Origin of the sequence: Stenotrophomonas sp. Iso1, assembly GCF_027497995.1 — a bacterium.
In the GTDB taxonomy this organism is placed as follows: Bacteria; Pseudomonadota; Gammaproteobacteria; order Xanthomonadales; family Xanthomonadaceae; genus Stenotrophomonas.
On the sequence record NZ_JAODBT010000001.1, the window covers coordinates 630715 to 653636 of the forward strand.

Below are 22922 nucleotides of genomic sequence, written 5' to 3' on the forward strand. Positions count from 1 at the left end.
CGCACTGCGCCCATGCGCGCAGTGTTGGCTGCGCTGCTTGCCGTGCTGGCTGCACCCGCACTGGCCGCACGTCAGTGCGAGCCGGTGGTGGGCCAGGGCTGGCCGCCGGCCGTGGGCAACTACGGTCAGGCGGCATCGCAGTTGTTGGGCGGGCAGGCCGAAGACGAGCTGTCGTTGCTGATGTTGCCGGCGCGTGGCGAGGAATCGCAGGTGCTGCTGCGTCGTGATGCCAGCAACGGTCAATGGACCGTGTTGGCGGGGCTGGCCGAAAAGCGCATTTACAGCTGGAATAGCGGTGCCAGCCGGGTAGGGGTGAACCTGCGCCTGGACCAGAGCCCATCATTCGCGCAGGCGCCGTTGCCGGAGGCATTGGCGCAGCGCGTGGTCGAGGTTTGGGCGCAGGCGTTGTCCACGCCGGAAGTGGCGGCGCGTGCGCCGGTCACCGATGGCGAAGTGGTGTCCTTCACCATCAACGGCGAGCGTTACAGCGGGCTGCGCCCGGGCTGTGGTCAGCTGGAGGCGTTGCTGGAACAGGCCGCACTGCTGACCGAACTGGCGCACAGCAAAGACAAAAAGTACGAGAAGCGCTACGAGGCTATCGAACGCGCGCTCGACAAGATGCACAACCGGTTCTCCGGCGAAGACGCCGGCTGAGCCCACTGGAGAAAACAATGGCGACGATTGAAATCAAGGTTCCGGACATTGGCGATTACGACAGTGTGCCGGTGATCGAAATCCTGGTCGCGGTGGGCGACACAGTGAAGAAGGATCAGGGCCTGGTCACGCTGGAGTCGGACAAGGCGACGCTGGAAGTGCCGTCCTCGGCATCGGGTGTGGTCAAGGAAATCAAGGTCAAGCTCGACGACAAGCTGTCCGAAGGCGACGTGGTGGTGATTCTGGAAGCGGAAGGCGAAGCCGCCGCACCTGCTCCCGCCGCCGCACCTGCGCCAGTGGCAGCGCCTGTCGCGACGCCGGCTTCGGCCGCGCAGCCTGTCGCCGTCGCTCCGGCAGCGGTCAGCGCACCGGCCGCGATCGGCCCGGTCGAAGTGAAGGTGCCGGACATCGGCGACTACGACAGTGTGCCGGTGATCGAAATCCTGGTGGCTGTGGGCGACACGGTGGTCAAGGACCAGGGCCTGGTCACGCTGGAGTCGGACAAGGCAACGCTGGAAGTGCCGTCCTCGGCAGCCGGGGTGGTCAAGGAAATCAAGGTCAAGCTCGACGACAAGTTGTCCGAGGGCGACGTGGTGGTGATCCTGGAAGCTGAAGGCGCCGCCGCCGCTCCGGCCAGCAAAGCTGCACCGGGCAGCAAGCCGCCGGTGACCCCGTCGCACCGCGCGCCGGACCCGGCGGTCGCTGCCAAGGCGCTGCCGTCCAGCGGTCGCAAAGCCGACATCGAGTGCCGCCTGGTGGTGCTGGGCGCCGGCCCGGGCGGCTATACCGCCGCGTTCCGTTCGGCTGACCTGGGCATGGACACCGTGCTCATCGAGCGTTACGCCAACCTCGGCGGCGTCTGCCTCAACGTGGGCTGCATTCCGTCCAAGGCGCTGTTGCACGCCGCTGAAATCATCGATCACGCCTCGCACGCCAGTGACCTGGGCATCGAGTACGGCGCGCCGAAGATCAGCTTGGACAAGCTGCGCGAGTACAAGGAAAAGGTTGTCGGTCAGCTGACCAAGGGCCTGGCCGGCATGGCCAAGCAGCGCAAGATCCGCACCGTGCAGGGCGTGGCCAAGTTCGTCTCTGCCAACGAGCTGGAAATCACCGGCGACGACGGCAAGACCCAGCTGTTGCGCTTCGAGCAATGCGTCGTCGCGGCCGGTTCGCAGGCGGTGAAGCTGCCGAACTTCCCGTGGGACGACAAGCGCGTGATGGATTCCACCGACGCGCTGGAACTGGCGGAAGTGCCGAAGACCCTGCTGGTCGTTGGCGGCGGCATCATCGGCTTGGAAATGGCCACCGTTTATAGCGCCCTGGGCGCCAAGGTCACGGTGGTCGAGTTCATGGACCAGCTGATGCCGGGTGCCGACAAGGACCTGGTCAAGCCGCTGGCTGACCGTCTGAAGAAGCAGGGCATCGAAGTCCACCTGAAGACCAAGGCGTCGGGCGTCACCGCTGACAAGAAGGGCATCACCGTGACCTTCGAAGCCGCTACCGAAGGCGACAAGCCGGCGATGGAAAGCGCCACCTTCGACCGCGTGCTGGTGGCTGTGGGCCGCTCGGCCAATGGCAAGAAGATTGATGCCGACAAGGCGGGTGTGGAAGTGACCGATCGCGGCTTCATTCCGGTTGATCGTCAGATGCGTACCAACGTGCCGCACATCTTTGCCATCGGCGACATCGTCGGTAATCCGATGCTGGCCCACAAGGCCACGCACGAAGGCAAGCTGGCGGCCGAAGTGGCCTTCGGCGAGAAGAAGGAATGGGTGGCCCGCGTGATTCCGTCGGTGGCGTATACCAACCCGGAAATCGCCTGGGTCGGCGTCACCGAAACCGAGGCCAAGGCCAAGGGTTTGAAGGTGGGCGTGGCCAAGTTCCCGTGGGCGGCCAGCGGTCGCGCCATCGGCATTGGTCGTACCGAAGGCTTCACCAAGCTGATCTTCGACGAAGAAACCCATCGCGTGATCGGCGGCGCCATCGTCGGTGTGCATGCCGGTGAGTTGCTGGCCGAAATCGGTTTGGCCATCGAGATGGGTGCTGAAGCCGAAGATATCGGCCACACCATCCACGCCCACCCGACGCTGAGTGAATCGGTGGCGATGGCGGCGGAGATTTACGACGGCACCATCACCGATCTGTATATCCCGAAGAAGAAGTGATCCACACGACGCCCCCTCACCGGGGCGTCGTTGTTTCTGGCGTTCGAAAGGGGCGAGGGAATGTGATGTTGCCACCGCCGCCTACCGATGCAGGTGGAATGCCCAGTATTCGATCAGGGTGTGCAGCGCCGTACCGAGCCGGTACTGCATGGATGCGAAACCAAAAACGGCAGAGCGGAGCCATGCTCCGCTGAGGCCTTACCAAAAAAGCCGCTGCCAAGCATGGCTCGACACTGCCGTGTGGGTCAGAACGACAGGCTCACACCCGCCAGCGGTCCCTTGAATTCCTGCTTCAAGCCGATGACACCATCACTGCCGCGCTTGTCGGCATCGAGCTTGAACCAGTCATAGCCGGCGAAGATGCCGAAGTTCTTGTTGAAGTTGTATTGCACGATGGCATTGGCGCGACTCAGGTCGCCTTTGTAGTCATCGAAGTTGCCCCAACTGGTGTTGAGGTACTGGCCTTGCAGGTTGATCATCCAATGCTCGGACGGCGTGAAGGTCAGGCGTGCACCGACCACCGGCGCAATGCCATCGGCCTTCTCATTGATGAAGCGCCCCTGGTAGAGATCGCCAAGATCGGCATAGGCATCTGCGCTGATCTTGGCGTACTCGGCACCCAGCTGCAGGCCGAAGTCGAATGTCTCGCTATCCACCACGGAGTAGTCGTAGACCAGCGTGGCTACCTGGTACTTCAGTTCGCCCTTGACGAAGCTGCCGGCCGGCACCGTGGTGTCACCGTAACTGACGGTGTCATCGAGCGTCTCGCGGCGGTCCTTGTCGTACTTGAAGTAGTCAAAGATCAAGCGCTGCCGGTCGCTGATGCGGAACATGCCATCCACGCGCGGCTCCCCCTCTTTGCCGCCCATGCTGAAATCTTCGGACAAGTTGACATCCTGGCCACCAATGCTGGTGCTGCCGCGGATCGTGTTGTCGGTATCGATGTTCATCGCACCGAGCCGCAGTGTGAAGCGAGGGTCTTCCTCGGCGGCATGCGCCGTCGCGGCGCTGAACAGGCCCAGTGCCAGTGCGCAGGGAGCGAGTGCAGGAATGAAGCGGAAGTTGTGCATTGTTTTTGCCTCCGTGTTGCGTGGAAGCAAAGACCATCGCGGGTTGTGCGTAGTGTCGGCGTGACCACGCGTGTACGCGATGTGTACGGAAGCCGAGGCATGAATGCGGTGAGGTGGTGCTGCAGGGGACCGACAGCACCACCTCACCCGGATCCGTCTCCATCGACGAGTAATGGCGGCGGACGCAGGGGTCTGACAGGGGCGTAGAGAGGAAGTTCCCGGTGCTGCATTGCGGCATCCGGGGCCTGCTGAAGCGGGCTGGTCGGGGGAAAATCCTGAAATTGCGGCAACTTGCATAGTCAAAAGGGATGCCAGATGCCGGTTGTCTCTCAAAATGTCTCACTGCTATACTTTCGCGGCTCGACGAGGCGCCTTCGCGCGATTCGGTTCCCACTTTCACCTTGCAGGACACTTTGACGTGCTGAACTCCGTTGACTCGGGTCGGCGACTGATGTTGCGCGCCGCGGTCTATCCGCTGGCAGCAGTGGCTGTCCTGGCTCTGGCCTTCCTCTTCGTGGGGCCTAAGTACGCCATCGGCGCTGCGGCGTCGGGTCTGGCAGTGGTGGCAGGGGGCTGGATTTCAGCCCGTATGGCACTTGGTGGCGGCGTTCAGGCTGCTGGTTCAGCAATGATGCGCCTGATTCTGGCGATGTTGCTGAAATGGGTACTGGTCATCGCCGTGTTTGCAATTGGCCTTGTCTGGGTGAAGCTTCCCGCGCTGCCGCTGTTCGCGGGTTTGGCGGTGGGAATGATGTTCCAAGTCCTGGCTCTGGCCAGACGTTGATCGAATTCATAAAGGTTACGGACACATGGCGGGCGAGGCTCTAACTCCTACCAGCTACATCCAGCATCACTTGCAGAACCTGACCGCTCCGGTCGGTGAAGGCGGTGGTTTTTGGACGATCCACGTTGACACCATCGTTACCGCAGTCCTGATGGGCCTGCTGATGGTGTTCGCGTTCTGGATGGCAACCCGCAAGGCCACGGCAGGTGTGCCGGGCAAGTGGCAGGCCTTCGTCGAAATCTGCCTGGAGTTCGTTGACCGCCAGGCCAAGGACACCTATCACGGCAAGAGCAAGCTGGTAACGCCGATCGCGATCACCATCTTCTTCTGGATCCTGTTGATGAACCTCATCAAGATGATCCCGGCCGACTTCATCTCCAAGCCGCTGGAATGGGCAGGCGTCCACTACTGGAAGCCGGTGCCGACCGCTGACGTCAATGCCACGCTGGGCATGTCGATCAGCGTGTTCTTCCTGATGATCTTCTTCTCGCTCAAGTCCAAGGGCGTGCTGGGTTTCATCAAGGAGTTCCTGACGGCCCCGTTCGGCAAGTGGATGATGCCGTTCAACCTGATCCTTAACATCGTCGAGTGGCTGAGCAAGCCGATCTCTCTGGCGATGCGACTGTTCGGCAACATGTTCGGCGGCGAAATTGTTTTCCTGCTGATCTGGGTGCTGGGTGGTGCCGGTGTGTTCGGTGCCATTGCCGGTGGTGCATTCGGCTTTGGCTGGATGCTGTTCCATCTGCTGGTGATCCCGCTGCAGGCATTCATTTTCATGATGTTGTCCATCGTGTACTTGAGCCTGTCGGAAGACAGTCACTGAGTTACAAGCTTCAACCAGTTTCAACCTTCATCCGTTTCATCACCCTTAGCTACTTAAGTTCCTGGAGATAACCATGTACTTCGCCGTCCTGACCAACCTCGCCCAAGTTCAGAGCTCCACCGCCCTCGCCGTTGGCATCATGATCGGCCTGGCCGCGCTGGGTGCTGGCCTCGGTCTGGCCATCATGTCCGGTAAGTTCCTGGAGTCGGCCGCTCGCCAGCCGGAACTGATCCCGGTCCTGCAGGTCCGCATGTTCATCACCGCCGGCCTGATCGACGCCGCGTTCATCATCTCGGTCGCCGTTGGCCTGCTGCTGGCTTTCGCCAACCCGCTGGCCTCGACGCTGCTGGCCGAAGCCGCCAAGCTGGCAGGCTGATCCGGCTGCAGTGAGACGGCCGGGTGCCTTCGGGCATCCGGCTTCGGATGAAGGTTCGGTTGCGTCGCCCCGGCGGCGCAACCACCCCCCGACACCAGCGACTGAGCTAATCCATGAATATCAATTTCACCCTCATTGCACAGGCCCTGGCCTTTGCCGCGCTGATCTGGATCATCGCGACCAAGATCTGGCCGCCGTTGATGAAGGCTATCGAAGAGCGTCAGCAGAAGATCGCTGAAGGCTTGGCCGCTGCCGATCGCAGCCAGAAAGATCTGGCCCAGACGCAGGAAAAGGTCAACGAAGCGTTGAAAGACGCCCGTGGCAAGGCCAACGAAATCATCGATCAGGCTCATGTCCGTGCCAACCAGATCGTTGAAGCCGCCAAGAACGAAGCTGTCGCCGAAGCCAACCGTCAGAAAGATCTGGCCAAGGCTGAAATCGACGCTGCCGCCAATCGCGCCCGCGAAGATCTGCGCAAGCAGGTTGCCGCACTGGCTGTGAGCGGTGCCGAGAAGCTGCTCAAGCGCGAAATCGATGCCAACGCCCACAAGGCGCTGCTCGACGAGCTGGCCGCGGAGATCTGATAGATGAGCCAGGCCCTCACGCTTGCCCGCCCGTATGCCCGCGCCGCTTTCGCGATTGCGCGCGAGGATGGCAAGTTCGCGCCGTGGTCGGACGCGCTTGCGTTCTCCGCCCACGTTGCCGCCGATCCGCGCGTGTCGGCCCTGCTGTCCAATCCTCAGCTGAGTCGCGGTGATGCCGTCACCCTGCTGACTCCGGAGGCGGCAGGTGAAACCTACAGCCGCTTCTTGGGGCTGCTGGCCGAGGCGCACCGTCTGCAACTGCTGCCGGAAATTTCCGGACTGTTCGACCAGCTGCGCGCCGAAGCCGAAAACGTGCTCAAGGCCACGGTGACTTCGGCTGCCGAACTGTCGGCAGACGAGCTGGAAAAGATCAAGGCCGCGCTGCGCAAGCGCTTCGGCCGCGATGTCGAGGTATCGACCGCGGTGGACGCTTCGCTGATTGGCGGCGCCGTGATCGATGCCGGCAATGTGGTTATCGATGGTTCGCTCAAGGGCAAGCTGTCGCGCCTGCAGACCGCGCTCGCACACTGAATTCAATTTAACGTCCGGCTTGATTGCCGGCACTAGGACTTGACGATGGCTACCACGCTCAACCCCTCCGAAATCAGCGAACTGATCAAGAACCGCATCGAGAAGGTCGCCCTGTCCGCGGAATCGCGCAACGAAGGCACCGTGACCAGCGTGTCCGACGGCATCGTGCGCATCTACGGTCTGGCCGACGTGATGCAGGGCGAAATGATCGAACTGCCGAACAACACCTACGCCCTGGCGCTGAACCTGGAGCGTGACTCGGTCGGCGCCGTGGTGCTGGGTGACTACGAGCACCTGCGCGAAGGCGACGTGGCCAAGACCACCGGCCGCATCCTGGAAGTGCCGGTGGGCCCGGAAGTGCTCGGCCGCGTCGTGAACGCGCTGGGTGAGCCGATTGACGGCAAGGGCCCGCTGGGCACCTCGCAGACCGCTCCGGTGGAACGCGTTGCTCCGGGCGTGATCTGGCGCAAGTCCGTCGACCAGCCGGTGCAGACCGGTTACAAGTCGGTCGACGCCATGATCCCGATCGGCCGTGGTCAGCGCGAGCTGATCATCGGTGACCGCCAGACCGGCAAGACCGCGATGGCCATCGATGCGGTGATCAACCAGAAGGGCACCGGCATCAAGTGCGTGTACGTCGCGATCGGCCAGAAGGCGTCGACCGTTGCCAACATCGTGCGCAAGCTGGAAGAGAACGGCGCGCTGGCCCACACCGTGGTCGTGGCTGCTACCGCTTCCGAATCGGCGGCGATGCAGTACATCAGCCCGTACTCCGGCTGCACCATGGGTGAGTACTTCATGGACCGTGGCGAAGACGCCCTGATCGTGTACGACGATCTGTCCAAGCAGGCCGTTGCCTACCGCCAGATCTCGCTGCTGCTGAAGCGCCCGCCGGGCCGCGAAGCCTACCCGGGTGACGTGTTCTATCTCCACTCCCGTCTGCTCGAGCGCGCAGCCCGCGTGTCCGAGGAGTACGTCGAGAAGTTCACCGAAGGCAAGGTCACCGGCAAGACCGGTTCGCTGACGGCACTGCCGATCATCGAAACCCAGGCGGGCGACGTTTCCGCATTCGTTCCGACCAACGTGATCTCGATCACCGACGGCCAGATCTTCCTGGAAACCGACCTGTTCAACGCCGGTATCCGTCCGGCCGTGAACGCCGGTATCTCGGTGTCGCGCGTCGGTGGTGCAGCCCAGACCAAGATCATCAAGAAGCTGTCGGGCGGTATTCGTATCTCGCTGGCCCAGTACCGTGAGCTGGCTGCGTTTGCGCAGTTCGCCTCGGACCTGGACGAAGCAACCCGCAAGCAGCTGGAGCGCGGTCAGCGCGTCACCGAGCTGATGAAGCAGAAGCAGTACGCGCCGATGCCGATCGCCGACCAGGCGCTGTCGATCTACGCCGTCAACGAGGGTTACCTCGACGATGTGCCGGTCAACAAGCTGCTCGGCTTTGAAGCTGGCCTGCACGCGCACTTTGCCAACACCGCAGGTGAGCTGGTCTCCAAGATCAACGCCACCGGTGCCTGGAACGACGAGATTGAAGCCGCTTTCAAGAAGGGCATCTCCGAGTTCAAGACCACTGGCAGCTGGTAATCGCAAAGCGGTCACCGGCAGGGAGCGGCCGCACGGCTGCTCCTCAACCAAGTAAGTAGAGCGAGCGAGAAATGGCAAGCGGACGCGAAATCAAAACCAAGATCAAGAGCGTGCAGAACACCCGCAAGGTGACGCGCGCGCTCGAGATGGTCTCGGCCTCCAAGATCCGCAAGGCGCAGGATCGGATGAAGACCTCGCGTCCGTACGCGCAGGCGATGAAGCAGGTCATCGGTCACCTGGCCCAGGCCAGCACCGATTTCCAGCACCCGTTCCTGGTTGAGCGTGAAAACGTCAAGCGTGTGGGCTACATCGTGATCTCTTCCGATCGCGGTCTGGCTGGCGGCCTGAACAACAACCTGTTCCGGAAGGCTGTGGCAGAAATGCGCGGCTGGCAGGAAAAGGGCGCCGAGATCGACATGGTGACCGTGGGCCAGAAGGCCAGCGTGTTCTTCCGTCGCGTCAACGTGAACATGGTCGGCAGCGTCACCCATATCGGTGACAACCCGCAGCTGGAAACGTTGATCGGCGTGATCAAGGTCATGCTCGATGCCTACACCGAAGGCAAGGTCGACCGCGTGTACGTGGTCTACAACCGCTTCATCAACACGATGACGCAGAAGGCCAGCTTCGATCAGCTGTTGCCGTTGCCGGCCAGCGAGACGCAGGTGGCCTCGCACGACTGGGATTACCTCTACGAACCCGATGCGGCGACCGTGCTGGAGCACGTGATCACCCGCTACATCGAGTCGCTGGTATACCAGGCCCTGCTGGAGAACGTTGCTTCCGAGCATGCGGCACGCATGGTGGCGATGAAGGCGGCGAGCGACAACGCGAACAAGCTGATCGGAACCCTGCAGTTGGTCTACAACAAGGCCCGCCAGGCAGCGATCACCCAGGAAATCTCCGAAATCGTCAGCGGCGCGGCAGCAGTCTGATCGCGTTCGTTCAAAGCACACATTTAGAGGATGCAGCAATGAGTCAGGGCAAGATCGTTCAGATCATCGGCGCGGTCGTCGACATCGAATTCCCGCGCAGCGACGTACCGCGTGTGTACGACGCGCTGCAGGTGGAAGGCACCGAAATTACACTGGAAGTGCAGCAGCAGCTCGGCGACGGCATCGTCCGCGCGATTGCGCTGGGCTCCACCGACGGCCTGAAGCGTGGCCTGGTTGCCAACAACACCGGTCGCGGCATCTCCGTGCCGGTGGGTGCAGGCACCCTGGGCCGCATCATGGACGTGCTGGGTCGCCCGATCGACGAAGCCGGCCCGGTTGCCGCTTCGGATACGTGGGAAATCCACCGTGCTGCTCCGTCGTACGAAGACCAGTCGTCCTCCACCGAGCTGCTGGAAACCGGCATCAAGGTGATCGACCTGATGTGCCCGTTCGCCAAGGGCGGCAAGGTCGGCCTGTTCGGCGGTGCCGGCGTCGGCAAGACCGTCAACATGATGGAGCTGATCAACAACATCGCCAAGGCGCACAGCGGCTTGTCCGTGTTCGCCGGCGTGGGTGAGCGTACCCGTGAGGGCAACGACTTCTACCACGAGATGAAGGACTCCAACGTTCTGGACAAGGTCGCGATGGTGTACGGCCAGATGAACGAGCCGCCGGGCAACCGTCTGCGCGTCGCACTGACCGGCCTGACCATGGCTGAGTACTTCCGTGACGAGAAGGACGAGAACGGCAAGGGCAAGGACGTGCTGTTGTTCGTCGATAACATCTACCGCTACACGCTGGCCGGTACCGAAGTGTCGGCACTGCTGGGCCGTATGCCGTCGGCCGTGGGTTACCAGCCGACCCTGGCTGAGGAAATGGGCGTCCTGCAGGAGCGCATCACCTCGACCAAGACCGGTTCCATCACCTCGATCCAGGCCGTGTACGTGCCCGCCGATGACTTGACCGATCCGTCGCCGGCCACCACGTTCGCCCACTTGGATTCGACCGTGACCCTGTCGCGTTCGATTGCCTCGCTGGGTATCTACCCGGCCGTGGATCCGCTGGATTCGACCTCGCGCCAGATGGACCCGCAGGTCATCGGTGCCGAGCATTACGAAACCGCCCAGCGCGTCCAGCAGACCTTGCAGAAGTACAAGGAACTGAAGGACATCATCGCCATCCTGGGCATGGACGAACTGTCCGAAGAAGACAAGCAGGCCGTGACCCGCGCCCGCAAGATCGAGCGCTTCTTCAGCCAGCCGTTCCACGTGGCCGAAGTGTTCACCGGCTCGCCGGGCAAGTACGTGTCGCTGAAGGACACCATCCGTGGCTTCAAGGCTATCGTCGATGGCGAGTACGACCATCTGCCGGAGCAGGCGTTCTACATGGTCGGCAGCATCGAAGAAGCGGTCGAAAAGGCCAAGAAGATGGCCGAAAAGGCCTAAGGAAGCCTGGAACAGGGAATCAGGAACAGGGACTGCTTGTCCTTGTTCCAACGGAAGCGTCGCGTAGCGCGCTTCCCTTCCCGGCTCCCTGATCCCCACTCCGCTTTTGAGAAATGAACCATGACTAGCACCATCCGTTGCGACATCGTCAGTGCCGAGCAGCAGATCTTCAGCGGCGAAGCGACCCTGGTCGTGGCTACCGGTGAGCTGGGCGAGCTGGGCATCGCGCCCAAGCACGCACCGCTGATCACCCGCCTGAAGCCGGGCAAGGTGGTTGTCACTACCGCCGCTGGCGAGCACCTGGATTTCGCCATTTCCGGCGGCATCCTGGAGGTTCAGCCGCAGGTCGTGACCGTGCTGGCCGACACCGCCATCCGCGCAACCGACATCGACGAAGCCGCTGTCCGCAAGGCCAAGGAAGAAGCCGAGCGCGTGCTCGCCAACCGTGGCGAAGCCATGGAGCTGGCCGAAGCACAGCAGCGTCTGGCCGAAGTCACCGCGCAGCTGCAAGCGCTGGAGCGCCTGCGTCGCACCCTCAAGCACTGAGGTTGCCCGCAGCGCACGCAGAAACGCCGGCCATGTGCCGGCGTTTTTGTTTGTATTTTTCAGTTCCCGTTGAATGAATCGCTATCGTTCTCACCCGCAATGCGGTCGACGAATGCGCAGCTGGTTGGTTCGGCGAATCGATGGCGCTGTGATCGCGGGCCTCTCAGGGCGGCAAGCTGCACGCGCCTGGCCGCTGCTGGTGGTGTCACGCCACGTCTGTATCACTCTGCGTGGACTGCCGGTCGCCCAGCAGTGCATGCACGGGCGAGCGCGGTTCGGCAGCCACATCGAAGTTGAGCCAGGACAACAGCATCTGCACGCCGACAATGATCGGCAACGCGGCCAGCATCACCGTGCCGGCGGTGGCCGGAACCCCGCTGTCGGTCGAACCGATCCAGTGCCACAAACCGAACGCTGTGCCGCCGAATAGCAGAGCGCTACCCAGCCCCAGCTCGACACTGGCGACCGAGAAACCTCGCAGTAGATAGCTGTAGCCAATCCGTCGCACGGTGTTGCGCAGGTGGCCATGCAGGAACGGGCCAATCACTCGCGTGGGCCGCAGGCTACTGGGTTCACCCTCGTAACGGGCTTGCATCGGGACGTCCACCACGACCGCGCGAAGCTGGTTGAGGTGGTAGAGCAGATCGGACTCGAAGAAGTAACGCCGCGCGATGCGTTCAAGTTCCAGCTCGGCCAGTAGCTCGCGACGGATGGCAGTGAAGCCATTGGTGGGATCGGCAATCTGCCAGTAGCCGCTGGACAGTTTGGTCATGAACGACAACATGGCATTACCGAGCAGCCGCACCCAGGGCATGCCACGGACGAAGGCGAGGCGATGGAAGCGGTTGCCCTTGGCGTAGTCGGCATGACCTGCCAGCAGCGGCCCGGCGATACGCAGGATCAACGCCGGGTCCATCTGTCCGTCACCGTCGAGTTTGACCACCGCGTCGGCACCAGAACCGATGGCGTGGCGGTAGCCGGTCAGCGTGGCGCCACCCACACCCTGGCTCTGCGCGTGGGTGATGACAACCACGCGCGGGTCGCTGCAGTTCGCGCTGACCCACGCGCCGGTCTGTTCTGGACAGGCGTCATCGACCACATAGATCCAGCCGACTTCCGCGCCGATGCCGGCAATGACCTGCAATATCTGGTCACGGACCCTGAAACAGGGAATGACGATGGCGATGCGACGGTTGGAATTCATGGCTCAGCGATAGATCCAGTGACGCGAGATGAAGAAGCTGATGACGGCGAGTACGGCCTCGATCAGCGGTTTGGCCAGCCAGGCAGCCTCCAGGCCCACACTGCGCCCGACGTAACCGACGCCCCAGGTGCTGATGACCGTAAGCGCAGCCCAGGCCAGGGCGAAACGCAGCAACTGCTGGCGTCCCAGTGGTCGGCTCGACGAGAAGGTGAAGGTGCCATTCAACCAGAAGCCGAACATGGCCCCGATGAGCCGGCCGCAGACGTTGGCGATTTCCAGCGACATGCCGGCATGGCTCAGCCCAACGGTCACCAGCCAGTCGAGGATCCATTGCAGGAACCCCATCAGCAGGAACAGCCAACTTTGCCGTGCCAGTGTCATTGCTTGCCAGCTTCCGGCAGCGACCACCATTCGCTTTCCTTGATTGTTCCCCGCTGTGTGGCGCCTGCTGCGTGCAGCGCTTCACGTTGGGCAGGCGTGACACTGTTGGTGCGCAAGATGACGTCATGGACGTTCTCGCGCTGCATCAAGGCGACCCAAGCCTGTCCCGTCGGATCCTTGTCGGCGTCGCCGGCAGCGGCCAGCAGCGGTGGCGAGTACCAGCTGATGTTGCGTCCACGCGTACCGAATTCGGCAAAGAAGCCATAGGCAGGATCCAGCAGCAATACGTTGCCGGTTGGGCCGCCGGCCTTGCGGATCTGGTGGGCGAAGATGCGCTCGGGCGCGTAGCGCTTGTACAACGGTTCGTCGCGGCCGGCGGCTTTCACCGCTTGTTTGATCGCCCCATAGCGCAGGGTCCAGTAGGCATTGGCCTGGAAGCCCAGGTGCAGCACGCACAGTCCGATGGCGATCCAGGCGGCGCGTCGCGCATCGACCGAGAACGCAGCGCTGACCAGCACGGCGGACAGCACCGCCAGCCCCGGATAGGCGTAACGCATGTACTGCAGCGGGATCAGCGGCAATACCAGCACGCAGGTGGCAGCCAAAGCAGCAATGCGGGTCTGCCGGTGAACCAGGGCCAGCAGCCAGGGGCCGGCGAGTGCGATGAGCAGGAAGCTGCCGCCGCCGTCGTTGGCACCATCGTGGAGGTGGGTATGGAAGCTCATGTCCCAGAACAGCGTAGGACCGAAGCCCGTGTACCAGCGGTCGTCAAAGAAATTGACGGGCGCAAAATAAGGCGACTTGAACCAGGCATTGAACAGCGGCAACACCGGGTTTCCGGTGAGCAGGAACGCCTGGAGATAGCTTGAACCCGCGATCAGCAGACCCACCACGAGTACTGCGCCGATCCGCGGCAATGACGGCCAAGGATGGCGGAACAATGCCCACAACAACGGGATGAGGGCCATCACCGCTGACGTGGTCTTGATGCTCATCAGCCCGCCCGCCAGCACCGCGAGCGCGAGCCAGAAACGGAAGCTGCCATCACGCGGTCCTGCCACCAGGGCGAACAACCAGACCAATGCTGCAGCGGTGGGAAGTTCGGTCTGCATGCCGCTGGCCAAGGCGGTGGTCATCGGCTGACTGATGGCGACAGCTGCGGCGAGCCAACGAGCGGGCACCGGTGCACCCAGGTGTGTGCACAAACGCCACAGGCCACAGGCCAGGGTCAGCAGCCAGAACATGTTGACCGGGCCACGGGCTTCGCTGCCGCTCATCAGCTGTGCGATGGCATGCACCACATCCGATGTCCAAGGGGCGAGTGCCCAGACCTGATGCTCCGGTGATGGCGCGTAGAACCCTTGCTGTTGCAGCTGCCATGCCAAGCGCAGGTGGTAGGCCAGATCATCTTCCTGCATCGTGGGCAGCCAGCAGCTGGCGGCGGCAAGCCCGATGACGAGCACGCAGAACGCCGCAAGCCGGGGTGATGCAGTGACCGCTTCCCTCCATTCATTGCGCGCACCGCGCAGCGTGTTGAGCAGCTCGCGCCTGCGCGCCAGCACCAGCCCGATGCAGAGAATCAGGTAGCTCCAGTTGTAGTGAATCGGCAGGGTCAACAGCCAGCCTGCGGTACCCGCCAGCAGCAGGATGCCGAGCAGGCCCTGCAAGGCCGCCGGTCCCCGTGGCAGCAACCTTCCGCCCAATGCGATGGCCGCCAGGATCAACACGGCGGTCATCAGTGTTGGCAGGGGACCGGCCAGGACGAGAAGCATGACCGCCCACAGCACCAGCAGCCAGTTGGCCTGCGGACTGCGACGAACGCGCCCCAGCAACCACGCCAGGCCCCAGACCGGCAGCGCGAGCAACAGCAGATCCGTGAGCCGGGTGGGCGACCACTGTTCCCACAGATGGGGCGATGCCAGCCCGATCAAGACCGCCACAGGGCCAAGCCAAAGCAGGGCGCGTTCCATACGTTGTGTTGTTGCTTCCATACATTCCTGCAGAGCAAGGTGTGAGTTCGCCTATGCTATCAGCCGACCAAAGAACTCCAGACGGATTAGTCAGGTGGAACCAATGACTCAACCCTTGCACGTAATCATCCTCGCCGCTGGCGCAGGCAAGCGCATGAAGTCGGCATTGCCGAAGGTGCTGCAACCGATCGCAGGGCAGCCGATGCTGGCGCACGTGATTGCCATTGCCCGCCAGTTGCAGCCGGCAGGTATTCACCTGGTCTATGGGCATGGCGGTGAGGCGGTACGGGCGGCATTCGCCGACCAGCAGGATCTGACCTGGGCCGAGCAGAAGGAACAACTGGGTACTGGCCATGCGGTGCAGCAGGCCATGCCGGATGTGCCCGACACCGCACAGGTGCTGGTGCTGTATGGCGATGTCCCGTTGATGCGGGCTGACACGTTGAAAGCGTTGCTGACAGATTCGCCGCGGCTGGCGGTGCTGGTAGCCGAGTTGGAGAACCCGGCCGGTTACGGACGCATCGTGCGCGATGCCGAGGGCAAGGTGGCAGCCATCGTCGAGCAGAAGGATGCCAGCGATGAGCAGAAGCGCATCCGCACCATCAACACCGGCATCATCACCGCCGAGTCGACGGCGCTGCGGCGCTGGTTGGGCTCGCTGTCCAATGCCAATGCACAGGGCGAGTATTACCTGACCGACGTGTTTGCCTTCGCCGCGGCCGAGTACACGCCGGCCGAGCTGGTGTATGTGGCCGATGCGCAGGAAGCCGAAGGTGCGAATGATCCGTGGCAGCTGTCGCAGCTGGAACGTGCGTGGCAACTGCGTGCGGCCAAGGCGCTGTGTGAGCAGGGGGCGCGCTTGCTGGACCCGTCGCGCTTTGATCAGCGCGGCACGGTGAAGGTGGGCCGTGATGTGCAGATCGATGCCAACGTGGTGCTGGAAGGTGAGGTTGAACTGGGAGATGGCGTGCGCATCGGCCCGTTTGTACGTTTGAAGGACGTCAAGTTGGGCGCCGGCACCGAAGTGCGCGCGCATTGCGATCTGGAAGGCGTGATTGCCGAAGGTGCCGCGCAGATCGGACCATTCGCACGTCTGCGCCCAGGGACGGTATTGGCGGAGGGTGTGCACGTAGGCAACTTCGTCGAGACAAAAAAGGTCAGCCTGGGCAAGGGCAGCAAGGCCAACCACCTGACGTACCTGGGTGATGCGGTGATTGGCAGCGGCACCAACATCGGCGCCGGCACCATCACCTGCAACTACGACGGTGTGAACAAGTTCCAGACCATCATCGGTGACAAGGTGTTCGTCGGCTCCAACAGCTCGCTGGTGGCACCGGTGACGCTGGAAGACGGCGCGACCATCGGCGCCGGCTCGGTCATCACCCGCACTGCGCCGTCCGACAAGCTGACCGTGGCGCGCAGCCGCCAGCAGACGATCGATGGCTGGGTACGACCCATCAAGAAAAGCTGAGCCGCGCCTGGCACGGCGCGAGGATCTCGCGCTGCTGCGGGTGATCGAACTGCGCGCTGGCGAGCGTCTGCGTGGGCATCCCGCAGACGCAGTCTTCGCTGCTTCGCCGACGGATCTGGACGCATTCGAGCACGGCATGCGGCAGCGATTGCTGTGGGTGATTGAAGGAGACACCGGCGACGTTGTGGGCTATCTGCTAGCAGGCACGCTGGATGACGACCTCCACATTCAACAGATGGATGTGCTGCCCGAACAAGGCGGTAAGGGTCACGGGCGTGCTCTGCTGCGGCATGCGTTGGGGCAGGCGATCGAGCGCGGACATCGTCGCGTGGTGCTGACGACATTGAGCGATGTGCCGTGGAATGGCCGCTTTTATGCGAGCGAAGGTTTCCGGGTGTGGCCGCGTGAGGCGTGGAGTGCCGGTATGCACAGGGTGATGGCCGAAGAGGCGGCTGCGGGCTTTCCGATGGCGCTGCGTGTGGCGATGCTGCGGGAGCTTTGCGCGGGTGGCAACGTCATTGCGGAGCATGGCTCCGCACAACCGTGACGTGCTTTGGCCTGTCAGTCGTGTGGCAACAGGATAGCGACGCACAGGCCGCCTTCGTTGCGATTTTGCAGGGAAATGCGGCCGCCGTGGGCTTCGATGATCTCGCGGGTCAACGCCAGTCCGAGGCCGGTGCCATTGCGCTTGGTTGAGTAGAACGGCATCAATGCGTTCTGCAGCACAGCCTCATTCATGCCAGTGCCGCTATCCAGTACTTCAATGCGCAACCAGTGTGGCAGACGGGACACGCGCAGTTCGACCGCGTCATCTGGCGCGCCGCTGTCGCCACCGGCTTCATGTGCGTTCTTGAGCAGGTTCAACAAGGCTTGTGAGAACTGGGCCTGATCAATACGGCTGCTCAGGTCTTCCGGTGGCGGGTCCATGCGGAACGGGATCTGTTGTTGCAGGCCATGCAGGAAGTTACGCCAGACCACGGTCTGCAACTGCGGCTGTGGCAGCTTGGCGAAACGGGCGTAGCCACGGATGAAGCCTTCAAGATGACGGGCGCGTTCTTCAACAGTGGCGAAGATGTCTTCCAGCCGGTCGAAGCGGTTGCGGCGCACCAGTTCGGCGCCGGAGTGTGCCAGCGATGCAATTGGCGCCAGTGAGTTGTTCAACTCGTGGCTGATCACGCGGATCACCTTCTTCCAGGTCTGCACTTCCTGGCGACGCAATTCGGCAGTGAGCAGACGTAGCAGCAGCAGTTCGTGAGGCCGGCCGTTGAGATGGAAGTTGCGGCGCGAGAGGTGATAGATCTGCTCATCGTCTTCATCACCGTCCTGTGCATCGGGTTCGCGCACGGCGAACAGGCTGTCACCGCCGCGAGCGATGGCGTTGCGCAGCTCGATTGGCATGGTATCCAGCAGTTCCTGCACGCGCTTGCCTTCCAGCTTCCAGCCGCCGTGCAGCAGCTTGCGTGCTGCGATGTTGGAGAACGCCACGCGCTGGATACCGTCACCGCCATCGGTGAGCAGCAGCATCGCCACCGGCGTGTTCTGCACCATGGTGTCCAGCAGCAGTTCGCGTTGCACCAGGGATTGGCGTTGCTCGCGCAGCACTTCGCCGAGTTCGGCATGGGCTTTCACCAGCTGCGCGAATTCGTCATTGCTGCGCCAATGCACACCGAAGTTGTACTCGCCGTCGCGATAGCTGCTGGTGGTGCCGGAGAGGGCGCGCAGCAACGAGCGAATCGGCGAGGTCGTGCGATGCAGCGCGTACCACATCAGTGCGAGCAGGATGACCGCGGAGGTCACCACGACCAGCCAGCCATGGTCCATCCAGTACGCCAGCATCCACGGCAACGCGGCTGCCAATGCGAGTACGGGCAGCAGCCTCAGGAACAGGCTGAAGGTGAAGGAGCGTGGTTTCACCGGGACATTCTCATTCGCGCGGGATGCCGTGACGGTCCATGCGGCGGTACAGTGCCTGACGGCTCAAGCCCAGCTCGGCGGCCGCCTGGGCGATGACGCCACCGGCATGTTCCAGCGCAGCCATGATGCGCGCGCGATCCGGTTCTTCCGCACCCTGCGTGACCGGGCGTGCGGGCGCACGCGGCAGATTGAGATCAGCAACTTCCAGGCGCGGCCCCTGCGCAAGCAGGCTGGCACGTTGAATCACATTGCGTAGTTCGCGCACGTTGCCCGGCCAGTTATGCCGCTGCAGTGCCTGTGCGGCCTGCGGAGACAGCGCTTTGCCATCGTCGCCGAGGAAGTGGCGCGCCAGCGGCAGGATGTCCTCGCGGCGTTCGGCCAATGCCGGCAGCGCCAGTTCCACGGTGTTGAGGCGGTAGTAAAGGTCCTCGCGGAAGCTGCCATCGCGGATCATCGCGGGCAGGTCAGCATTGGTGGCGCTGACCACGCGCACTTTCACTTGGCGCTCCCGGTTGGAACCCAACCGTTCAAAGCGGCCGGTTTCCAGCACGCGCAGCAGTTTCATCTGGCCAGTGAGCGAGAGGTTGCCGATTTCGTCGAGGAACAGGGTGCCGCCGTCGGCGGCTTCGAACTTGCCTTCGCGTGCTTTGTTGGCGCCGGTATAGGCGCCGGCTTCGGCACCAAACAATTCGGCTTCGATCAGTTCAGACGGAATGGCGCCGCAGTTGAGGGCCACGAACGGACCCTTGCGATTGGCAGAATTGGCCTGAATGATTTCGGCGATTTTTTCCTTGCCGGCGCCGTTGGGGCCGGTGATCAGCACCGGTAATTCCGAACGGGCCACCTGACAGGCCAGCGCGACCACGCGCTCGCTGGCCGGGTCAGCGAATACCAGCGAACGCAGGTCATAGCGCTCATGCAGGCTCTTGCGTTGGGCCAGTTCACGTTGCCGGCGGCGCGCGAGTTCGCGGCGGGTTTCGGCCAGCTCCATCAGGTTGTTGACGGTGGTCAGCAGGCGCCCGTCGTCCCACGGTTTGGCCAGATAGTCGGCGGCGCCGGCCTTGACCAGCTCCACTGCACTGTTCAGGTGCGTCCAGGCGGTCAGCAGGATGACCGGCAGGTCCGGGTGTGTGTCGCGGATGTGCCGGAACAAGGCCTGGCCTTCTTCACCGGAGGTGGTATCGGCGGTGAAGTTCATGTCCTGCAGGACCAGGTCGAACTCCTGCTCTTGCAGCATCGCCAGCCCCTGCTCAGGCGAGGTGGCGTGGCGGGTCTCGATGTCGTGCAGAGAGAACAGCACGTCCAACGCGGTGGCCACGGCGGTGTTGTCGTCGATGATCAGGATCTGCGGCATCAGGTGTCGTAGGAAGCGGTGGGCGGGTGCCGGTTGGGCGGCGGAGTCAGCACATTACACGCTGCGGGTGGCGCTGGCAGGTGGCAGGCGTGCGGCACGTCGCGCCGGCAGGAGTACCGCCAGTTGGCCGAGCAGGCCCAGTAGCAGCGCTGCAGCAGGAAGATAGGCCAGTGGCAGGCGCGGCAATTCGTAATGCTGCATCAGCCATTGGTTGATCAACACTGCCAACAGCAGCCCACCGGTCAGGCCTACGCAGGTGAGCAGCAGGTTCTCGGCCAGGAAATGGCGCAGGATCTGCCCGCGCGTGGCTCCCAGGGCGCGGCGGATGCCGATCTGTCGGGTGCGCTGCTGAATCCAGTAACCGCTCAGGCTGGCGATGCCGATCAGGGTGATGGTGGCAACCACGGCGTTGACCGTTACCAACAGCCACACCGCCGCGCGACGTGAGCGCAGGCCGTCTGCACGCAACTTTTCGTAGTCGGAGACAACAGGCTCGAAGCCCTTGGCGATTTGCCCGGCAAAGGTGGTCTGCAGCATGCCGGGGACGGCGTTGAGTACGGCGTCGCGCTGCGCGGCATCGGCGCGGATGACGAAACTGAGCATCGGCAGGCCGGCCGCGCGATGCGGTAACAGAATGGCGTACTCGGCCTTGCCGTCGTCCAGCTCGGCCAGCTGATAGCGCATCAGGTGTGACACCACACCGACCACCACGTAATGGCCGCTGTCGTCGCCGGATGTCAGTGATTGGCCGACCGGGTTGTCGCTGCCGAACAACGTGCGTGCCAACGACTCGGTGATGATGACCGGCGTGGTCGCGCCGCCGTCGCCGTCGCCCAGTTGCAGGTCGCTGTACTCGTCATCGAGGAAATCGCGACCACGGCTGAGCTGCAGGCCCAAGGTGTCGATGAGCTTGTCGCCGATGAAGCCACTGACCAGCAGGGTAGGGCCGTTGGCGGACTTGATGTCGTAGACCATGGTCAAGGTCTGCCGCATCGGCGCGCCGACGACGGCCGAGGCACGTTTGACCCCGGGAATGCCGGCCAGTGCATCGGCACCGGCGCGGGCCTGCGATGCCGTCCAGTTGCCGCCGCCACTGACCAACTGGTCAACGATGATGACTTCATTACGTGCGATGCCGTCGTTGGTGAGCAAGGGGCCAGCTTGCTGGACCAGCAGGAACAGCGTGTTGCAGAGGATGGCGCAGGCCACGGCGATCTGCAGCACGATCAGCCACGGCATCAACGGCTGGCGGCGCAGCGGCGAAATGAGATGGTTCATGCGATGACCCCGTTCAAAGCGTCTTTACCTGCAGCGCAGGCTCCTGGCGTGCCGCGCGGATCGCGGGCAACAAGCCCACCAGCAGGCCCGTGAGCAATGCCAACAGCAACAGCAGGGCGAACAGTGAGAGATTGAGCCGCGCCAGTGGCGCATACGCCTCGCCTTGTTGCCGCATCAGCCATAGGCCGCCGAGCGTCAGCGGCAGCGCCATCAGCCCGCCGAGCAGGCCGGCGAGGGTGGATTCCACCATGCAGGTGGCGATGATCGCGCGGCGCGGCGCGCCCAGTACACGGCGCACGCCGTGCTCGCTGGAGCGACGCAGGAAGCGTGCCGCCAGCAGGCCGGCGACGTTGACCAGGCACAACACCAGCAGGCCGATGGCCAGCCATAGATTCAGGCGCACGCTGTCCGGCACGACACGGTTGTGGTGCAGCCATTGCGGCATCGACAGCAAGCGCGTGGATGCGGGGCGCGCAAAGATGCCGGCCGCATGCCGATCAGCGGCGAAGTTCTGCAGGCTTTGTGCGTAGCTGTTCTGCTGCTCTGTGTTCTCAAGTTCGGCCCACAGCACCAGCCAGCGGCAGTGGTCCACGTTGACCTGATCAAAACGGAAGCCGCCAAAGCCGGCACCATCGCAGACGCGGGTGCTGCTGATTTCGATGCCCGATGCCAGGGCGGCTTCGGCGGGCACGAATACCTCGTCACCCTCACCACGCCAGCCAGCGTCGCTGGAGGGCAGGAAGTGGGGGCGAGGACGCGGTGCCCAGCGCTCGCTGATGCCAATGACCCGGAAGGTGTGATTGCCCAGCCGAACTTCGCCGCCCGTGCCATCCTCGCGGCCAAGCAGGCGCTGGCTCAAGGCACGGCTGATGATCACCACCGGCGTGCGCGAAGCCTCTTCTTCTGGCGTCCAGAAACGCCCATGGCGCAGCGGCACAGCGAACATCGGCAGCATCGGGCCGATCGCCATCGTTGCCGAGACGTTGCGGCTGCTGCTGCCGTCGATGTTGGCAACCGTCACCGGTGCGGTGACCAGCGCCGTCTGACGGATGTCAGGACGCAACTGCTGCATGGCGCGCGCGTCAGCCAGTTTCCATAGCGGCGGTACCGGCGTGCCATCGCCATAGCTGTCGGTCTCGCCGCTTTTTGCTGCCGCGCGGGAATCGGCCCAGGCGATGTGCAGCTTGTGGCTGACGCCAGGTAGTGGGTCGGCGCCCAGCACCGAGAGCAGAGTCAGCATGGTCATCACCGACGCCAACCCCAAGCCGAGTGTGAGTACCACCAGCGCCATCGTGCGTGGATGACGAAGACAGCCGCGCAGGCCGGTTTCCAGCGTGTAATTCAATCCCTTGCCTCCTGTGAAATGGAACGATGGGCATAGCTCATCACACGGGTGATCTGCCACTGACCATCCTGCAGACGCCAGAGAATGGTGAAGTCGGCCAGGCCTTCGCATGTATGGGTTTTACTGTCGCAGAAGCGGTGCTGTCCACGTGCCAATGCGCCGAAATCCTTGATGGAAAACACTTCCAGCGTGCCGGGAATCAACTCGCGGGTGAAGTTGCCGCAAACATACTTGGCGGTGTTGGCCAGCATCGCCTCGCGGGTCCAGGTAACGCCGCCGGTGTCGTGATAGAACTCCACGGCCGGGTCAAAGTAGCCGGCATGCTTTTGCAGCTGTGCTGGATCGGCGCAGCGGTTGAAGCTGTCGAATACCTGGTAATCCAGCGCGGCGATGGTGTCCTGCAGCGAAGGCGCGGTGGCGTCGGCCGCCAGGGCGGTCGAGCCGGACAGCGGTGCCAGAATGAACAGTAGATTCAACAGACGCTTGTTCATGGATGCGG

Annotated in this window: 22 protein-coding genes; 13 read left to right on the top strand and 9 right to left on the bottom strand. The window is 63.1% G+C overall.

The features are described 5' to 3' along the window. Positions 1–12 precede the first annotated feature (12 nt). Both PAN08_RS02545 and lpdA read left to right on the top strand, forming a co-directional pair. Positions 13–654, top strand: coding sequence for a hypothetical protein (locus tag PAN08_RS02545; protein WP_269789987.1), 642 nt, complete (start codon positions 13–15; stop codon positions 652–654). Between the two features lie 17 nt (positions 655–671). Continuing rightward, positions 672–2819 carry a dihydrolipoyl dehydrogenase gene (lpdA, locus tag PAN08_RS02550; RefSeq protein ID WP_269789988.1) on the top strand — a complete coding sequence of 716 codons (2148 nt, stop codon included), beginning with the start codon at positions 672–674 and terminating at the stop codon, positions 2817–2819. Between the two features lie 245 nt (positions 2820–3064). On the opposite strand, the gene PAN08_RS02555 is transcribed toward lpdA, so the two are convergent. Further along, complete coding sequence (locus PAN08_RS02555) at positions 3065–3889, bottom strand: hypothetical protein (RefSeq protein WP_269789989.1); 825 nt, start codon at positions 3887–3889, stop codon at positions 3065–3067. 418 nt (positions 3890–4307) lie between these two features. On the opposite strand from PAN08_RS02555, the gene PAN08_RS02560 reads away from it, so the two are divergent. From PAN08_RS02560 to PAN08_RS02600, 9 genes are all read left to right on the top strand, one after another. Beyond that, positions 4308–4673, top strand: a complete 366-nt coding sequence (locus PAN08_RS02560; RefSeq protein ID WP_269789990.1) for an ATP synthase subunit I — start codon at positions 4308–4310, stop codon at positions 4671–4673. 25 nt (positions 4674–4698) lie between these two features. Then, a complete protein-coding gene (gene atpB / locus PAN08_RS02565; protein ID WP_269789991.1) occupies positions 4699–5496 on the top strand; it encodes a F0F1 ATP synthase subunit A in 798 nt (265 codons plus the stop codon). A 73-nt stretch (positions 5497–5569) separates the two neighbouring features. Next, positions 5570–5872, top strand: coding sequence for a F0F1 ATP synthase subunit C (gene atpE, locus PAN08_RS02570; protein WP_057635707.1), 303 nt, complete (start codon positions 5570–5572; stop codon positions 5870–5872). Between the two features lie 113 nt (positions 5873–5985). Further along, complete coding sequence (locus tag PAN08_RS02575; protein ID WP_269789992.1) at positions 5986–6456, top strand: F0F1 ATP synthase subunit B; 471 nt, start codon at positions 5986–5988, stop codon at positions 6454–6456. A gap of 3 nt (positions 6457–6459) precedes the next feature. Next, complete coding sequence (locus PAN08_RS02580) at positions 6460–6987, top strand: F0F1 ATP synthase subunit delta (RefSeq protein ID WP_269789993.1); 528 nt, start codon at positions 6460–6462, stop codon at positions 6985–6987. Positions 6988–7032: 45 nt separating this feature from the next. Next, positions 7033–8580, top strand: a complete 1548-nt coding sequence (atpA, locus tag PAN08_RS02585) for a F0F1 ATP synthase subunit alpha (RefSeq protein WP_269789994.1) — start codon at positions 7033–7035, stop codon at positions 8578–8580. 71 nt (positions 8581–8651) lie between these two features. Beyond that, positions 8652–9515, top strand: a complete 864-nt coding sequence (gene atpG, locus PAN08_RS02590; RefSeq protein ID WP_269789995.1) for a F0F1 ATP synthase subunit gamma — start codon at positions 8652–8654, stop codon at positions 9513–9515. 38 nt (positions 9516–9553) lie between these two features. Then, entirely contained in the window at positions 9554–10960 is a 1407-nt protein-coding gene (gene atpD, locus PAN08_RS02595) for a F0F1 ATP synthase subunit beta (protein WP_269789996.1), read from the top strand. Positions 10961–11080: 120 nt separating this feature from the next. Then, complete coding sequence (locus tag PAN08_RS02600) at positions 11081–11506, top strand: F0F1 ATP synthase subunit epsilon (protein WP_269789997.1); 426 nt, start codon at positions 11081–11083, stop codon at positions 11504–11506. 205 nt (positions 11507–11711) lie between these two features. Here PAN08_RS02600 and PAN08_RS02605 read toward each other — a convergent pair whose 3' ends face one another. Genes PAN08_RS02605 through PAN08_RS02615 form a run of 3 tightly spaced genes read right to left on the bottom strand, consistent with a single transcriptional unit; the run spans position 11712 to position 15061 of the window. Beyond that, a complete protein-coding gene (locus PAN08_RS02605; protein ID WP_269789998.1) occupies positions 11712–12710 on the bottom strand; it encodes a glycosyltransferase family 2 protein in 999 nt (332 codons plus the stop codon). A 3-nt stretch (positions 12711–12713) separates the two neighbouring features. Beyond that, on the bottom strand, positions 12714–13091 hold the full coding sequence (locus PAN08_RS02610) for a GtrA family protein (protein ID WP_269789999.1): 378 nt from the start codon (positions 13089–13091) through the stop codon (positions 12714–12716). After that, positions 13088–15061 carry a hypothetical protein gene (locus PAN08_RS02615; protein WP_269790000.1) on the bottom strand — a complete coding sequence of 658 codons (1974 nt, stop codon included), beginning with the start codon at positions 15059–15061 and terminating at the stop codon, positions 13088–13090. The genes PAN08_RS02610 and PAN08_RS02615 overlap by 4 nt, the downstream gene beginning before the upstream one ends. Before the next feature lie 103 nt (positions 15062–15164). Here PAN08_RS02615 and glmU point away from each other — a divergent pair, with 103 nt between their 5' ends. After that, the gene (glmU, locus tag PAN08_RS02620; protein ID WP_269790001.1) at positions 15165–16532 is read left to right on the top strand and encodes a bifunctional UDP-N-acetylglucosamine diphosphorylase/glucosamine-1-phosphate N-acetyltransferase GlmU; all 1368 of its coding nucleotides are present in this window, start codon (positions 15165–15167) and stop codon (positions 16530–16532) included. Then, positions 16501–17079 carry a GNAT family N-acetyltransferase gene (locus PAN08_RS02625; protein ID WP_269790002.1) on the top strand — a complete coding sequence of 193 codons (579 nt, stop codon included), beginning with the start codon at positions 16501–16503 and terminating at the stop codon, positions 17077–17079. The genes glmU and PAN08_RS02625 overlap by 32 nt, the downstream gene beginning before the upstream one ends. Positions 17080–17093: 14 nt before the next feature. Here the strand turns inward: PAN08_RS02625 and PAN08_RS02630 are convergent, their stop codons facing one another. From PAN08_RS02630 to PAN08_RS02650, 5 genes are read right to left on the bottom strand one after another with little or no spacing between them, the layout of a single operon-like run. Continuing rightward, positions 17094–18446, bottom strand: a complete 1353-nt coding sequence (locus PAN08_RS02630; RefSeq protein ID WP_269790003.1) for an ATP-binding protein — start codon at positions 18444–18446, stop codon at positions 17094–17096. Positions 18447–18456: 10 nt separating this feature from the next. Further along, positions 18457–19800, bottom strand: coding sequence for a sigma-54 dependent transcriptional regulator (locus PAN08_RS02635; RefSeq protein ID WP_269790004.1), 1344 nt, complete (start codon positions 19798–19800; stop codon positions 18457–18459). 54 nt (positions 19801–19854) lie between these two features. Continuing rightward, the gene (locus tag PAN08_RS02640; protein ID WP_269790005.1) at positions 19855–21078 is read right to left on the bottom strand and encodes an FtsX-like permease family protein; all 1224 of its coding nucleotides are present in this window, start codon (positions 21076–21078) and stop codon (positions 19855–19857) included. Positions 21079–21091: 13 nt separating this feature from the next. After that, positions 21092–22423 carry an ABC transporter permease gene (locus tag PAN08_RS02645; RefSeq protein ID WP_269790006.1) on the bottom strand — a complete coding sequence of 444 codons (1332 nt, stop codon included), beginning with the start codon at positions 22421–22423 and terminating at the stop codon, positions 21092–21094. Next, the gene (locus PAN08_RS02650; protein ID WP_269790007.1) at positions 22420–22914 is read right to left on the bottom strand and encodes a nuclear transport factor 2 family protein; all 495 of its coding nucleotides are present in this window, start codon (positions 22912–22914) and stop codon (positions 22420–22422) included. Before PAN08_RS02650 ends, PAN08_RS02645 begins: the two co-directional genes overlap by 4 nt. Positions 22915–22922 lie beyond the last annotated feature (8 nt).